We start from the raw sequence: 13,702 nt of genomic DNA on the forward strand, positions 1-13,702 counted from the left end.
GAAATTAGTGGGAATCAGAAAAGCATACGCGAACGGCTTTCCGAGTGAAGTAAGGTTTTGGTATTTGCTATACCGATCCGTTATTAAGAAATAAGTTTGGGATAAAAAAGTCAAGCATAGTAAACAGCCGCACGGAGGCGGCTGTTGAGGAAAAAATACAGTTGAAGTGCGGATTGTGCCGCTATTTTCGCGTGGTATTGACGTCGATATTATTTTTTACATACACCACGCGGTAACGGTCGCACCACATGGCAGTGGCCCCGCAAACGGCGACGGGCAGGATCACCAGATTCAGCACAGGAATCATGGTGAACAGGCTGACCAGCGATCCAAACTGCATGTTGTCGATTTTGTTGCTGCCGAGCGAGCGGCGCATATCGGCAAAGCTGACTTTATGGTTATCGAACGGGTAGTCGCAATACTGAATCACCACCATCCACGCGCTGAAGAAGAACCACAGCACCGGCGCGATGGTCTGGCCAATCACCGGAATGAAATACAATGCAAACAACAGCACGGCGCGGGGCAGATAATACGCCAGTTTCTGCCATTCGCGTTTCATGATGCGCGGCAGATCTTTCATGATGTCCCAGATACCGCTGTCAGGCAGCGGTTTGCCGGTCAGGTGCGCTTCGAGCTGTTCCGCGAGTAATCCGCTGAACGGCGCGGCTATCCAGTTAGCAATCGTGCTGAAGAAGTAGCTGAACACCAGCAGCACCGAAAGCACGACGATCGGCCAGACCAGATAATCCAGCCAGCTGAGCCAGGCCGGGACTTTACTCATCATCGCCGGGATCCACTCTCCCAATTTGGTAAACAGCCACCAGAACGCGCCGCCCATCAGGACAACGTTCACGGCCAGCGGTAAAATCACAAAACGTCGTATCCCGGGTAAGGAAATGAGCGTCCAGCCCTGCCTGAAATAATGCACGCCGTTTTCCTGTCTGGCGGTTTGCGATGAAGTCATAAACGAAATTTTCTCTCTGAGTTGAATGACATGGGCTATCATATCGGTATGATTTTCCACTGGCTAGCGGTGGATTGGCTGAAAAAACAGCAAAAAAAGGTGCAACTACCCTATTTATTAGCAGAAAGTAGAGTCGAGACTTGCACTTATCTACGTGGGCAAATAGAGTTAATATTGTGAATGTTTGCCGTGGTGGCAATGAATTAGAACAACAGAGATAGCAATGATGCAGGATTTGCGTCTGATATTAATCGTTGTTGGCGCGATCGCCATAATAGCGTTGTTGTTACACGGTTTGTGGACCAGCCGTAAAGAACGCTCTTCGCTTTTTCGTGATCGCCCAGCTAAACGTGTGAAAAAAGAACGGGAGCAATCTCCGTCTGACGATTTTGTCGATGGAGTGGGTGAAGTGCGCGTGCGTCCTGCTTATCCTCAGGATGAACCGACTTTCGGTCAATATGACGACGAGCCGGAACAGACTGCACCGCCACGTCAGCCGCAGGTTCCACCTGCGCAGCCAGCGCCTGTTGCCCGTCCTCAACAACCGGTTCGCCCGCAGCAACATGCTGTGCAGGAGGACCCGTTGCTCAGTGGCTATTCCGCCGCTGAACCTGAGGCAACGCGTCGCGAACCTGTCGCTGATTTTACCCCCGAGGTAAAACCGCACGCGCCGGTTCCACCGCAGGAGATTCATGCCGAGGCCGCACCGGCGGCGAAAGCAGAACCTCAGCCAGCGCCTTTTGCGCCTGCTGAAGAAGCGCCGGCAGAGAAAGCTAAACTGAAAGAAACCGTTCTTGTTCTGCACGTTGCAGCGCATCAGGGCGGCGTGATTGGCGGAGAAGTGTTGCTTAACAGCGTGCTTCAGTCCGGCTTCCAGTTTGGCGCTATGAATATTTTCCATCGTCACGTCAGCCCTGCTGGCAGCGGTCCGGTATTGTTCAGTCTGGCCAATATGGTCAAACCGGGGTCGTTTGATCCTGACAATATGTCCGACTTCTCCACCCCTGGCGTTACGTTGTTCATGATGGTGCCTTGCTACGGCGATGCGCATCAGAACTTCAAATTGCTGCTGCAGTCAGCCCAGCGTATTGCCGATGATGTCGGTGCGATGGTGCTTGATGATGAGCGTCGTATGATTACGCCGCAGAAGCTTGAAACGTACAAAGCGCGGATCCGTGAGGTCCTCGAGGCGACCGCCTGATTCTGGCGTTCGTGAAACACCCATTCCCCAAACCCCCGCTTGCCGGGGGTTTTTTATCTCCACGGTGAGTCATGGCCACTATCGAAGAACAGATCAATCATTTACGCACTCAGCTGCGTCATCACGAATATCAGTATCACGTTCTGGATGCCCCGGAAGTGCCGGATGCCGAATATGACCGCTTAATGCGCGAACTGCGCGAGCTGGAAACCGCGCATCCTGAGCTGATTACTACTGACTCGCCGACTCAGCGCGTGGGCGCCGCGCCGCTATCTGCTTTCGAGCAGGTGAAACACCGTGTGCCGATGCTGTCGCTGGACAACGTTTTCGATGAAGAAAGCTATCTGGCGTTTTATAAACGCGTTCAGGACCGGCTGAAAACCGCTGAACCGCTGACATTCTGCTGTGAGCTGAAGCTCGACGGCCTGGCGGTCAGTTTGCTGTATGAGAATGGCGAACTGGTGCAGGCGGCAACGCGGGGTGACGGCACAACAGGCGAGAAAATCACGGCCAATGTGCGCACTATCCGCGCCATTCCGCTGCGTCTGCACGGTGACAATATTCCTGAGCGTCTGGAAGTGCGTGGCGAAGTCTTTATGCCGCAGCCGGGCTTTGAAGCGATGAATGAAGAAGCACGGCGCACCGGCGGGAAAGTGTTCGCGAACCCGCGTAATGCGGCGGCAGGTTCTTTGCGCCAGCTCGATCCGCGTATCACGGCTAAACGCCCGCTGACCTTCTTCTGCTACGGTGTTGGCCTGCTGGAAGGCGGTGAACTACCACGCAGCCACTATGAACGCCTGCAACAATTCAAAGCCTGGGGATTACCGGTCAGCGACCGTGTCCGTGTGTGCACCGGCAGCGATGATGTGCTGGCGTTTTACCGTCAGGTTGAAGCCGATCGCCCGTCGCTCGGTTTTGATATCGACGGCGTGGTGGTCAAAATTGATTCCCTGGATATTCAGGAAACGCTGGGCTTTGTGGCGCGTGCACCGCGCTGGGCAACGGCGTTTAAATTCCCGGCGCAGGAACAGATTACGCTGGTGAAAGACGTGGAGTTTCAGGTCGGGCGTACCGGCGCGATCACGCCGGTGGCACGTCTGGAGCCGGTGCTGGTCGCGGGCGTGATGGTCAGTAACGCCACACTGCATAATGCGGATGAAATCGAGCGGCTGGGTCTGCGTATCGGCGATACTGTGATTGTCCGCCGTGCCGGTGATGTTATCCCGCAGGTGGTGGGTGTCGTGCTGGATGAACGTCCTGAGGATGCCCGTGAAGTGGTTTTTCCGACGCATTGCCCGGTCTGTCATTCAGACGTTGAGCGTGTCGAAGGCGAAGCCGTAGCGCGTTGTACCGCTGGCCTGATTTGTGGCGCGCAGCGCAAAGAGGCGCTGAAGCATTTCGTTTCCCGCCGCGCGCTGGACGTTGACGGTATGGGCGACAAAATTATCGATCAGCTGGTGGAAAAAGAGTACGTCAAAAACCCGGCGGATCTGTTCCGTCTGACCGCAGGAAAGCTCACCGGGCTGGATCGCATGGGGCCTAAATCTGCCCAAAATGTAGTGAATGCGCTGGAAAAAGCCAAAGAAACTACGCTGGCGCGATTCCTCTACGCGCTCGGTATTCGTGAAGTCGGCGAAGCCACTGCGGCCAATCTGGCAGCGCATTACGGTTCGGTGGAAGCCTTGCGGGCTGCAGATATTGAATCGCTGAAAACCGTGCAGGATGTCGGTGAAGTGGTCGCGAAACACGTGGTGAATTTCCTGTCGGAAGAGCATAACCAGCAGGTGATTGATGAGCTGTTAAGCCCCGAAATCAACATTCACTGGCCGGAAGTGCAGGTGATTGTGCCGGAAGAAATCGACAGTCCGTTTGCCGGTAAAACCGTGGTGCTGACAGGATCGCTGTCCATTTTGTCGCGCGATGAAGCGAAAGATCGTCTGACTGCGCTGGGGGCAAAAGTGTCCGGCAGCGTGTCGAAGAAAACCGATCTGGTGATCGCCGGTGAAGCGGCGGGATCAAAACTGGCGAAAGCGCAGGAACTTGGCATCGAAGTCATCGACGAAGCGGAGATGATCCGCCTGCTGGGCGACTAAAATGGAAAAAGAAGATCTGATTAAAATCGCCAATACAGTGATGCCTTTTGGCAAATATGCCGGAAGGGTGCTGATTGATTTGCCCGAGGAATATCTGCTGTGGTTCGCCCGCAAAGATGAATTTCCGGAGGGGAAACTCGGCGAGCTGATGCAACTGACGTTGGCGATTAAAAGCGAAGGGCTGCAAAGCCTGATTAATCCGCTGCGCCGTAACGGGCCGGGCTTGGGCGGTACGGACGAATAACAACGTTTCATGCTGATGCTAAAGGCGCTGATTTCAGCGCCTTTTTTTTGCCATTACTCCGCCACCTGCGCCTGTCTGAGCGCCACTTCCTTTTGCTTTCTCTGATAGCGTTTCGCCAGCACCGCACAGGTCATCAGTTGCACCTGATGGAAAATCATCAGCGGCAGAACCATCATGCCAATCGCACTGACCGGGAAGAGGATATTGGCCATCGGAATACCGTTCGCCAGGCTCTTTTTGGAACCACAGAACACAATGGTAATTTCATCCGGTTTACTGAACCCCAGCCAGCGTGCGGCGTAGGTATTGATCACCAGAATAATGGCCAGCAGCACCAGACTGAATACCACGATAAACAGCAGCGAACCGAGGCCCACCTGATGCCAGATCCCCTGCGTGACGGCTTCACTGAACGCGGAGTACACCACCAGAAGGATCGACGTCTGGTCGGTTTTACCGATTATCTTACGGTGACGTTCCACAAAGCCACCGATCAGCGGACGCAGCAAATGCCCGGCAATAAACGGCACCAGCAGTTGCAGAACGATATGCCCGACCTGCGCCAGACCATTACCGGTTTCGCCCTGAACGTGCATCAGCAAACTGACCAGCAGCGGCGATACAAATATCCCCAGCAGGCTGGACGCCGACGCGCTGCACACCGCCGCCGCGACGTTTCCGCCCGCCAGAGAGGTAAATGCGATAGCTGACTGAACGGTCGCTGGCAAAATACACAGATACACAAATCCGCTGTAAATCTGCGGGCTGACATCGACCGGATGCCACCACTGGAACAGCAGGCCGAGGATCGGGAACAGAATGAACGTGCTGAACATCACCCACAAATGCAGCCGCCAGTTATTGCTGCCCTGAAAAATGGCTTCGCGCGACAGCTTGGCGCCGTGCATAAAGAACAACAAGCCGATGGCGAAAATAGTCAGATTGTTGAAAAAGGCGACAAACATCCCGCTGGCAGGAAAGAATGTGGCGAGTAAAACGGTGGCGATCAGCGTTAAGGTGAAACGATCGGGTAAGAAGCGCATGCAGATTCTCTGAAAAGTCGTAATGGAATTCCGCTATTTTGAGCGCTTGCGATACAATTAAAAAATTGATTTATTTAATCCATTGATGTGGAAAATTCATGAATTACTCTCTCAGGCAGCTTCGGGTTTTTGTTGCGGTAGCGCGCTATGGCAGTTTCAGCCGGGCAGGGGAAGCGATCGGTCTTTCACAGTCTGCCGTCAGCCACAGTATGAAAGAGCTGGAAGCCGAAATGAGCGTCCGGTTGCTGGACCGCACAACGCGGGAAGTTGTGCTGACCAGCGCGGGGCTGAGTTTGTCAAAGCGGGTGGAGCCGTTGCTCGACGAACTGCACGCAATGCTGCTCGATACCCGGAGCTTCGGAACACAGCACAATGGCCGCGTCAGAATCGCCTCCAGCCAGACCATTTCCGCGCAACTGATGCCGCAATGTATCGCCAGCGGGCAGGCACAATATCCCGATATTCGCATTTTGCTGCGCGACCAGGCGCAGCAGCTGGTGCTGAGCAGTGTGAGAAATGCGGAAGTGGATTTCGGCATTGTGATCGACCCCGGTGAGAGCACGGATCTCGACTGTGAGCCGATCTTGCATGAGCCTTTTTTGCTGTTGTGCCGCGAGGATCATCCTTTTGCCGAACAAACGGCTGTCGGCTGGCCGTCGCTTAACGGTTGCAAACTGGTGTTGCAGGACTACGCGTCAGGTAGCCGGATACTCATCGACGGCGCGCTGAAAGCGCAGAAAGTGAAGGCGGAAATCGTGCAGGAAATTGGTCATCCGGCCACGTTATTCCCGATGGTTGAAGCAGGCATTGGAATCAGCGTGTTGCCCGCACTGGCGCTGCCGATGCCGGAGGGCAGCCGTCTGGTCATAAAACCGCTGGTGCCGGAAATTAACCGCGTACTGATGCTGGTTAAACGCAAAAACCGTTCGCTCTCGCCGGCGGCGCAGGCCATCTGGCAGGTCGTGAAAGAACAGGCGGATTTACTGAGGGAAAAACGCAGCCAGCAGGGCGTTTACAGCTTCTGACGTCTTGCTGGCTGTTTGGATATTTACTGCGATCAGACGTAGATATCGATGGCGTTCGTGTCGGACGGTTTGTTCACGCCTTCTTTCTTCGTTTCAGCGGCGGCTTGTTGCTGTTGCTGTTGCTGAAGCGCTTTCTGAGCTTGCTGCTGTTCGATTTGCGCAATTTGCTGTTGCAGCAATTCGATCTGTTGTTGCAGAAGTTCCTGTTGTTGCTGAACATCTTCAGTGCTGCCGCCTGAGCTGCTCAGGTTTTTGACCTGTTCAGTCAGCTTCGCAATCTGTTTGGTTAACTGAGCAATCTGGCTTGAGCTGCCGGAGTCACTGGTGGACGCCGAGCTCACCGAACTGCTGGTGGCGCTGATAGTAGTCATAATACCTCACTGTATTGTCATAACGGTGCTGCCATAAAATTTTGCACGTAAAAGTGCTTAACAGGTATCGGCAGCCATCAGCCCGGCTTTACTGAGTTTTCATATTCCTTACAGTGTTAACGCATTTCTTGCACTCTCAGCTCCGGCCATAACGCCAGCCAGCCTTTGTCATTCACGCGTTGCGCGAAAACAGAAGGGATGGCGTGGCGCGGATTCGGCGTGATACTAAAGGCAAACAGCGCTTCCAGCCCTAAAGGCGCGATCAGTTCAATTTGCCCGTCGGCGTTAATTCTCGCGCCGATGGCGGTTTCCACTTCCACCCAATGACTCATCGCTTCTGCGCTGGAAGAATAGGGCGCGTGCCCGTGACGCTCATGCATCCGCGCCTGATTTTTCACCGACCAGGGTAATTCGGGCGAATCTTTCATCAGACGCTGTTCGTAGCGTTCGTCAGCCTGCGCGCTGCAATCCTCGCGATTGAAATACACCACGTCGATGTCATTGAGCGGCGTGGCTTGCGCGTGGCCATGCAGCCGGTCCCAGACCAGATTGCGGACGAATCCCGCCGCCAGCCACGCATCATTGAGTTCCAGCTCCCTGACCTGCAAAAGTGCTTTCAGGTGCAGCGGCTCCTCTGCCAGCCAGGTTGTAATTTGTTGTTCCATTTCCGTCACGCGAAACCTCCCGTTTTGTTGAGCTCAAATTGTAGCGTCTGTGGATGACATTTTCCCACGCACCGTTTCGGGCAATCCCTTTACTTCGGCGCGCCAAAATGAAGCAAGCCGCCCCGTGGCCAGGCTACAGGCCGCGCCGGCTCTGCCTTTCTTAAGTGGTACAGCCTTTGCAATATCCCCTGCGGGCAAAACAGCTGAAATACTCTTCGAACAATAATTGCATTATCACCGGGCAGGGGATCACATATGCAAACCACGAAAGTCACACCTGTTTTAAAGCGTACGCTGGGCAGTTTTAAACTTTGGGGCATTGCCGTCGGACTGGTTATTTCGGGCGAATATTTTGGCTGGAGTTACGGCTGGGCGCAGGCGGGCACGCTGGGATTTCTTATTACCGCGCTGGTGATTGCCGCCATGTATTGCGCCTTTATCTTTAGTTTCACTGAACTCACCACATCGATTCCGCATGCGGGCGGGCCTTTCGCTTACGCTTACCGCGCATTCGGCCCGACGGGCGGTTTTGTCGCCGGATTTGCCACGCTGGTGGAATTTGTTTTTGCGCCGCCCGCGATAGCCATGGCGATTGGGGCCTATCTCAACGTGCAGTTTCCGGCGATTGAACCGAAATGGGTGGCGGTCGGCGCGTACATTGTCTTTATGGTGCTCAACATACTGGGCGTCAGCATTGCGGCAACGTTCGAATTGCTGGTGACGTTACTGGCAATATTCGAATTGCTGGTCTTTATGGGCGTCGTTGCACCGGGTTTTGAGATATCGAACTTTGTACACGGCGGCTGGGCGGGCAGCGATACCTTCAGCCCGGCGGCATTCTCCGGCATTTTCGCCGCCATTCCTTTTGCCATCTGGTTCTTTCTGGCAATTGAAGGCGCGTCGATGGCCGCAGAAGAAGCCAAGGATCCGCAGCGTACCATTCCGAAAGCGTTTATCGGCGGGATCCTGACCCTGACCGTTCTCGCGCTGGGCGTCATGCTGTTTGCCGGTGGCGTGGGCGACTGGACCAAACTTTCGAACATCAACGACCCGTTACCGCAGGCGATGAAACTGATTGTCGGCAGCAACAGTGGCTGGTTACACATGCTGGTCTGGCTGGGGCTGTTCGGCCTGATCGCGTCATTCCACGGCATCATCATGGGGTATTCACGGCAGATTTTTGCGCTGGCGCGGGCGGGTTATCTGCCTAAACGGCTGTCGAGCGTGAATGCGCGTTTCCAGACGCCGCATCTGGGCATTATTGCCGGTGGTATTGTCGGGATTGCAGCGATTTTCTCTGATTCCCTGATTGTGATTGGCGGGCAACCGCTGACGGCGAATATCGTGACAATGTCGGTGTTTGGCGCGATTGTGATGTATATCATTTCGATGGCGGCGCTGTTCAAACTGCGTCGCAGCGAACCGAACCTGATCCGTCCGTTCCGTGCGCCACTCTATCCTTTTGCGCCAGCACTGGCGCTGGTGCTGGCGGTAGTCTGTCTTATCGCTATGATCTACTACAACACCTTATTGTTTATGATCTTCGCCGCCATGATGTTGCTGGCTTACGCCTGGTTCCGCCTGACCCATCAGGCTCGCGCTGATGCCTCTGAAGATCTGCAATTACGCGGGCTACAGCCGGTTCCGGCCAAAAATGGCAAATAATCCGGCCTGCTAAGGAGTGCTATGTTTCAGACGACATTGAGCCACCGCCGCTATCAGTTTGCGGATTTACGCGAACTGATGGCAAAAGCGTCCCCCGCGCGGTCGGGGGATTATCTGGCCGAAGTGGCGGCCGCCAGCGCGGAAGAGCGTATGGCGGCAAAAATGGCGCTGGCGGAGGTTCCGCTCAAGACGTTCCTGCAACAACTGCTGGTGCCTTATGAAGAGGATGAAGTCACCCGGCTGATTATTGATACGCACGACGTCACGGCGTTTGCCGCGATTTCCCATCTGACCGTGGGCGATTTCCGTGACTGGCTGCTCAGTGAAAAAACCGACAGCTTCACGCTGGCCGCCGTAGCAAAGGGCATTACGCCGGAAATGGCGGCGGCGGTCAGTAAGCTGATGCGCAATCAGGACCTGATCCTGGTGGCAAAAAAATGCCGGGTGATCACCAAATTCCGCAATACCATCGGGCTGCCGGGTCATATGAGCGTGCGGCTGCAACCCAATCATCCTACCGATAATTTGCAGGGCATTGCGGCCAGCATGCTCGACGGTTTGCTGTACGGCTCCGGCGACGCGGTGATTGGTATCAATCCCGCCAGTGATAGTTTGCCGTTGCTGGAAAATCTCAATTACATGCTGGATGACATCATCACTCGCTTTGAAATTCCCACGCAGTCTTGTGTGCTGACGCACGTCACCAATACCATCAAACTGGTGGAGCGCGGCGCACCGGTCGATCTGGTCTTTCAGTCGATAGCGGGAACGGAAGCGGCGAACAGCGGTTTTGGCATCAATCTGGCGCTGCTGGCAGAAGCCCAGCAGGCGGCGCTCAGCCTGAAACGTGGCACGCTGGGTGACAACGTGATGTATTTCGAAACCGGGCAGGGTAGCTGTTTATCCGCCAATGCGCATTTCGGGGTCGACCAGCAAACCTGCGAGGCGCGCGCCTACGCCATCGCCCGCCATTTTTCCCCGTTGCTGATTAACACCGTGGTCGGTTTTATCGGGCCGGAATATCTGTATGACGGCAAACAAATTATCCGCGCCGGTCTGGAAGACCATTTCTGCGGAAAATTGCTGGGCGTGCCGCTCGGCTGCGATGTGTGTTACACCAACCACGCCGAAGCCGATCAGGACGATATGGACACTTTGCTGACGCTGCTGGGCGCCGCCGGGCTGACGTTCCTGATTGGCGTGCCGGGCGCGGATGACATCATGCTTAACTATCAGAGCACCTCTTTCCATGACGCGCTGTACATCCGCGAATTACTCGGGCTGAAACATGCGCCGGAATTTGCCGTCTGGCTGGAGAAAATGAAAATAATCGATCCGCAGGGCGCGTTGCAGGATACCCGCGCATCGCATCCTTTACTGCGCCAGTTACCGCAACTCAACTGAGGTCTGCGCTGATGAAGAAAGAAAAAGAGCAGGGGTTATCGCCGCTGGTGCATAACAACCCGTGGGAGACATTGCGCCAGTTTACCGCCGCACGTATTGCGCTGGGACGAACCGGTTCGAGTCTGCCGACGGATGAACTGCTGCGTTTTGGTCTGGCTCACGCGCAGGCGCGAGACGCGGTGCATCAGCCGTTCGACAGCCAGTCGCTCGAGCCGGAATTATTTGCACTGGGACTGGAAACCCTGACTGTCGCCAGCGCCGCGCCTGACAGGGCAACGTATCTGTGCCGGCCAGATCTCGGGCGCAGATTGTCCGAAAATAGCCGTCAAGCTTTGCAGCGGCTGACGGCGGAGCCCGCCGACGTGGTACTGGTGATTGCCGACGGGTTGTCATCAAAAGCTGTTCACCGGCAGGCTGTGCCGCTGATTGCGGCGTTATTGCCGTATCTGCGTACCCTTGAGCTGAAATTAGGACCGGTGGTGCTGGCACATCAGTCGAGGGTCGCGCTGGGTGATGACATCGCGCAGGCAATGAAAGCCAGAGCGGTGGCGATTCTGATTGGAGAACGTCCGGGTTTATCTTCACCGGACAGTCTCGGGATTTACATGACCTGGGGGCCGCACACCAAAAGGCTGGAATCAGAACGCAATTGTATTTCGAATGTGCGCCCGGAAGGACTGAACTATCCGCAGGCGGCTTTTAAGCTGGCATGGCTGCTCGAACAATCGTTTCAGCGCAAATTATCGGGCGTGAACCTGAAGGATGAAAGCGATAACCCGGCGCTGCACAATAAAGTGGTGCCGATGTTTAAGCTGGAGTAGGGGGAGAGATTAAAAGGGAACCAGCAGCGGGTTCGCCTCCATCACGGTTAACTTCCGGATGACAGAAACGAAAAAAGCGCCTAAAGGCGCTTTTCTCTGAATTGGTGGGCCGTGCTGGATTCGAACCAGCGACCAATTGATTAAAAGTCAACTGCTCTACCAACTGAGCTAACGGCCCGCAGAAGTGGTGGGCGATGACGGGCTCGAACCGCCGACCCCCTCCGTGTAAAGGAGATGCTCTACCAACTGAGCTAATCGCCCACTTCTGGGTACTTCCCCATGTAAGAAGAAACGTGCTGAGAAATGGTGGGCGATGACGGGCTCGAACCGCCGACCCCCTCCGTGTAAAGGAGATGCTCTACCAACTGAGCTAATCGCCCATTTCTCAATTCTTCCTACTTATCACAACGCGGCACTCTTAAAGAGTGGTGGGCGATGACGGGCTCGAACCGCCGACCCCCTCCGTGTAAAGGAGATGCTCTACCAACTGAGCTAATCGCCCCCGTCGTGATGGAGTCGCATTATAGGGATACTTGAAATTACGTCAACGCTTTTTAAAAACAAAAATGATCGTTCGGCTTATTTTTAGTCAACCTGACGCGTTTCTCGCCCGCGTAGTCGATTCTTTACGCATTCATGGCCTTAAACAAGGTTACTGCCCTTGCATCAGCGTTGAGGAATCAGGGCAGAGTGGTAGAATGTCAGCCACTTTTTGTTAATTGATAGCGACGTTTTACGGCGTTGCGTTATTAAGGTTGCACCCAGATGAAAATCAAAACCCGTTTTGCCCCAAGCCCGACCGGCTATCTGCACGTCGGTGGCGCCCGTACCGCGCTTTATTCCTGGCTTTTTGCCCGCAACCTGGGCGGCGAGTTTGTGCTGCGTATCGAAGACACCGATCTCGAACGTTCCACTCAGGCTGCAATTGACGCGATTATGGATGGCATGAACTGGCTGAATCTGGACTGGGATGAAGGCCCGTATTTCCAGACCAAACGCTTTGACCGTTATAACGCGGTGATTGATGAAATGCTGGAAAACGGCACAGCGTATAAATGCTATTGCTCTAAAGAGCGTCTGGAAGCGCTGCGTGAACATCAGATGGCCAATAACGAAAAGCCTCGTTATGACGGTCGTTGCCGCGACAGCCACGAACATCACGCCGCTGATGAACCTTGCGTGGTGCGTTTTCGTAACCCGCAGGAAGGTTCGGTCATCTTTGATGACCAGATCCGCGGCCCGATCGAATTCAGCAATGACGAGCTTGATGATCTGATCATCCGCCGTACCGACGGTTCCCCGACCTATAACTTCTGCGTGGTGGTGGATGACTGGGATATGGAAATCACTCACGTTATCCGTGGCGAAGATCATATCAACAACACTCCGCGTCAGATCAACATCCTGAAAGCGCTGGGCGCACCGGTACCGGTTTACGCGCACGTTTCTATGATTTTGGGCGACGACGGTAAAAAACTGTCTAAACGTCACGGCGCGGTTGGCGTCATGCAGTACCGTGATGACGGTTATCTGCCGGAAGCGCTGCTGAACTATCTGGTGCGTCTGGGCTGGTCCCATGGCGATCAGGAAATTTTCAGCCGTGACGAAATGAAAGCGCTGTTCTCACTGGAAAACGTCAGCAAATCTGCCAGTGCGTTCAACACTGAAAAACTGCAATGGCTGAACCACCACTATATCAATACGATGGATCCGCAGTATGTGGCGACCCATCTGCTGTGGCACGTGGAGCAGGCCGGTATCGAAACCCGCAACGGCCCGCAGCTGTTCGAAATCGTTACTTTGCTGGGCGAACGTTGCAAAACTCTGAAAGAAATGGCGGAGTCCTGCCGTTACTTCTACGAAGATTTCGCAGAGTTCGATGCCGATGCGGCGAAGAAACACTTGCGTCCGGTTGCACGTCAGCCGCTGGAAGTGGTTCGCGCGAAACTGGCTGCCATTACTGACTGGACGGCTGAGAATATTCACCATGCGATTCAGGGCACGGCGGATGAGCTGGAAGTCGGGATGGGTAAAGTCGGGATGCCACTGCGCGTTGCTGTCACAGGCGCGGGTCAGTCTCCGGGCGTGGACGTGACCGTTCATGCAATCGGTCAGAGCCGTGTACTGGCGCGTATCGATATGGCGTTAGCCTTCATTGCTGAACGTGAAACACAAGCGCAGTAATCGCTGTTAAATAGTGATA

At 54.7% G+C, this 13,702-nt stretch carries 12 protein-coding genes and 4 tRNA genes; 8 read left to right on the top strand and 8 right to left on the bottom strand.

What is annotated here, in order from left to right; genetic code table 11:
- Window positions 1-181: 181 nt before the first annotated feature.
- Complete coding sequence (gene cysZ, locus M2403_RS09470) at window positions 182-967, bottom strand: sulfate transporter CysZ (RefSeq protein ID WP_259228997.1); 786 nt, start codon at window positions 965-967, stop codon at window positions 182-184.
- Window positions 968-1,190: 223 nt separating this feature from the next.
- On the opposite strand from cysZ, the gene zipA reads away from it, so the two are divergent.
- The 3 genes from zipA to M2403_RS09485 all read left to right on the top strand — a co-directional run bounded on the left by zipA (window position 1,191) and on the right by M2403_RS09485 (window position 4,505).
- Window positions 1,191-2,168, top strand: a complete 978-nt coding sequence (gene zipA / locus M2403_RS09475; protein ID WP_259228999.1) for a cell division protein ZipA — start codon at window positions 1,191-1,193, stop codon at window positions 2,166-2,168.
- A 71-nt stretch (window positions 2,169-2,239) separates the two neighbouring features.
- Window positions 2,240-4,261, top strand: coding sequence for an NAD-dependent DNA ligase LigA (gene ligA, locus M2403_RS09480; RefSeq protein WP_259229000.1), 2,022 nt, complete (start codon window positions 2,240-2,242; stop codon window positions 4,259-4,261).
- A 1-nt stretch (window position 4,262) separates the two neighbouring features.
- Window positions 4,263-4,505: a DUF3820 family protein gene (locus M2403_RS09485; protein ID WP_152324510.1), complete on the top strand. Its 243-nt coding sequence runs from the start codon at window positions 4,263-4,265 to the stop codon at window positions 4,503-4,505.
- Window positions 4,506-4,558: 53 nt separating this feature from the next.
- Here M2403_RS09485 and M2403_RS09490 read toward each other — a convergent pair whose 3' ends face one another.
- Window positions 4,559-5,548: a bile acid:sodium symporter family protein gene (locus M2403_RS09490; protein ID WP_259229001.1), complete on the bottom strand. Its 990-nt coding sequence runs from the start codon at window positions 5,546-5,548 to the stop codon at window positions 4,559-4,561.
- Between the two features lie 98 nt (window positions 5,549-5,646).
- Here M2403_RS09490 and M2403_RS09495 point away from each other — a divergent pair, with 98 nt between their 5' ends.
- Complete coding sequence (locus tag M2403_RS09495; RefSeq protein WP_259229002.1) at window positions 5,647-6,573, top strand: LysR family transcriptional regulator; 927 nt, start codon at window positions 5,647-5,649, stop codon at window positions 6,571-6,573.
- A gap of 32 nt (window positions 6,574-6,605) precedes the next feature.
- Here the strand turns inward: M2403_RS09495 and M2403_RS09500 are convergent, their stop codons facing one another.
- Together M2403_RS09500 and M2403_RS09505 are read right to left on the bottom strand one after the other, a co-directional pair.
- Window positions 6,606-6,944, bottom strand: a complete 339-nt coding sequence (locus M2403_RS09500) for a FlxA-like family protein (RefSeq protein ID WP_152324507.1) — start codon at window positions 6,942-6,944, stop codon at window positions 6,606-6,608.
- 116 nt (window positions 6,945-7,060) lie between these two features.
- On the bottom strand, window positions 7,061-7,609 hold the full coding sequence (locus M2403_RS09505; protein WP_217153924.1) for a nucleotidyltransferase family protein: 549 nt from the start codon (window positions 7,607-7,609) through the stop codon (window positions 7,061-7,063).
- Window positions 7,610-7,864: 255 nt separating this feature from the next.
- Here M2403_RS09505 and eat point away from each other — a divergent pair, with 255 nt between their 5' ends.
- Genes eat through eutC form a run of 3 tightly spaced genes read left to right on the top strand, consistent with a single transcriptional unit; the run spans window position 7,865 to window position 11,499 of the window.
- Window positions 7,865-9,274, top strand: a complete 1,410-nt coding sequence (gene eat, locus M2403_RS09510) for an ethanolamine permease (RefSeq protein WP_259229003.1) — start codon at window positions 7,865-7,867, stop codon at window positions 9,272-9,274.
- Between the two features lie 21 nt (window positions 9,275-9,295).
- Window positions 9,296-10,678 carry an ethanolamine ammonia-lyase subunit EutB gene (locus tag M2403_RS09515; RefSeq protein WP_165058425.1) on the top strand — a complete coding sequence of 461 codons (1,383 nt, stop codon included), beginning with the start codon at window positions 9,296-9,298 and terminating at the stop codon, window positions 10,676-10,678.
- Window positions 10,679-10,689: 11 nt separating this feature from the next.
- On the top strand, window positions 10,690-11,499 hold the full coding sequence (gene eutC / locus M2403_RS09520) for an ethanolamine ammonia-lyase subunit EutC (RefSeq protein ID WP_165058424.1): 810 nt from the start codon (window positions 10,690-10,692) through the stop codon (window positions 11,497-11,499).
- Window positions 11,500-11,601: 102 nt separating this feature from the next.
- Here the strand turns inward: eutC and M2403_RS09525 are convergent.
- The 4 genes from M2403_RS09525 to M2403_RS09540 all read right to left on the bottom strand — a co-directional run bounded on the left by M2403_RS09525 (window position 11,602) and on the right by M2403_RS09540 (window position 12,001).
- A tRNA-Lys gene (locus M2403_RS09525) sits at window positions 11,602-11,677 on the bottom strand.
- Between the two features lie 7 nt (window positions 11,678-11,684).
- Window positions 11,685-11,760 (bottom strand) — tRNA-Val (locus M2403_RS09530).
- Between the two features lie 43 nt (window positions 11,761-11,803).
- A tRNA-Val gene (locus M2403_RS09535) sits at window positions 11,804-11,879 on the bottom strand.
- A 46-nt stretch (window positions 11,880-11,925) separates the two neighbouring features.
- Window positions 11,926-12,001: transfer RNA gene (locus M2403_RS09540), tRNA-Val, on the bottom strand.
- 263 nt (window positions 12,002-12,264) lie between these two features.
- Here M2403_RS09540 and gltX point away from each other — a divergent pair.
- Window positions 12,265-13,683 (top strand): glutamate--tRNA ligase, encoded by a 1,419-nt coding sequence (gltX, locus tag M2403_RS09545; protein ID WP_165058422.1) that lies wholly within the window; start codon window positions 12,265-12,267, stop codon window positions 13,681-13,683.
- The last annotated feature ends 19 nt before the right edge of the window (window positions 13,684-13,702 follow it).

This window comes from Rahnella sp. BIGb0603 (assembly GCF_024808755.1).
In the GTDB taxonomy this organism is placed as follows: Bacteria; Pseudomonadota; Gammaproteobacteria; order Enterobacterales; family Enterobacteriaceae; genus Rahnella; species Rahnella contaminans.

Excerpts from the sequence above, each read along its gene's own strand:
- cysZ (WP_259228997.1), bottom strand. The coding sequence starts at position 967 with ATGACTTCATCGCAAACCGCCAGACAGGAAAACGGCGTGCATTATTTC.
- zipA (WP_259228999.1), top strand. The coding sequence starts at position 1,191 with ATGATGCAGGATTTGCGTCTGATATTAATCGTTGTTGGCGCGATCGCC.
- ligA (WP_259229000.1), top strand. The coding sequence starts at position 2,240 with ATGGCCACTATCGAAGAACAGATCAATCATTTACGCACTCAGCTGCGT.
- M2403_RS09485 (WP_152324510.1), top strand. The coding sequence starts at position 4,263 with ATGGAAAAAGAAGATCTGATTAAAATCGCCAATACAGTGATGCCTTTT.
- M2403_RS09490 (WP_259229001.1), bottom strand. The coding sequence starts at position 5,548 with ATGCGCTTCTTACCCGATCGTTTCACCTTAACGCTGATCGCCACCGTT.
- M2403_RS09495 (WP_259229002.1), top strand. The coding sequence starts at position 5,647 with ATGAATTACTCTCTCAGGCAGCTTCGGGTTTTTGTTGCGGTAGCGCGC.
- M2403_RS09500 (WP_152324507.1), bottom strand. The coding sequence starts at position 6,944 with ATGACTACTATCAGCGCCACCAGCAGTTCGGTGAGCTCGGCGTCCACC.
- M2403_RS09505 (WP_217153924.1), bottom strand. The coding sequence starts at position 7,609 with ATGGAACAACAAATTACAACCTGGCTGGCAGAGGAGCCGCTGCACCTG.
- eat (WP_259229003.1), top strand. The coding sequence starts at position 7,865 with ATGCAAACCACGAAAGTCACACCTGTTTTAAAGCGTACGCTGGGCAGT.
- M2403_RS09515 (WP_165058425.1), top strand. The coding sequence starts at position 9,296 with ATGTTTCAGACGACATTGAGCCACCGCCGCTATCAGTTTGCGGATTTA.
- eutC (WP_165058424.1), top strand. The coding sequence starts at position 10,690 with ATGAAGAAAGAAAAAGAGCAGGGGTTATCGCCGCTGGTGCATAACAAC.
- gltX (WP_165058422.1), top strand. The coding sequence starts at position 12,265 with ATGAAAATCAAAACCCGTTTTGCCCCAAGCCCGACCGGCTATCTGCAC.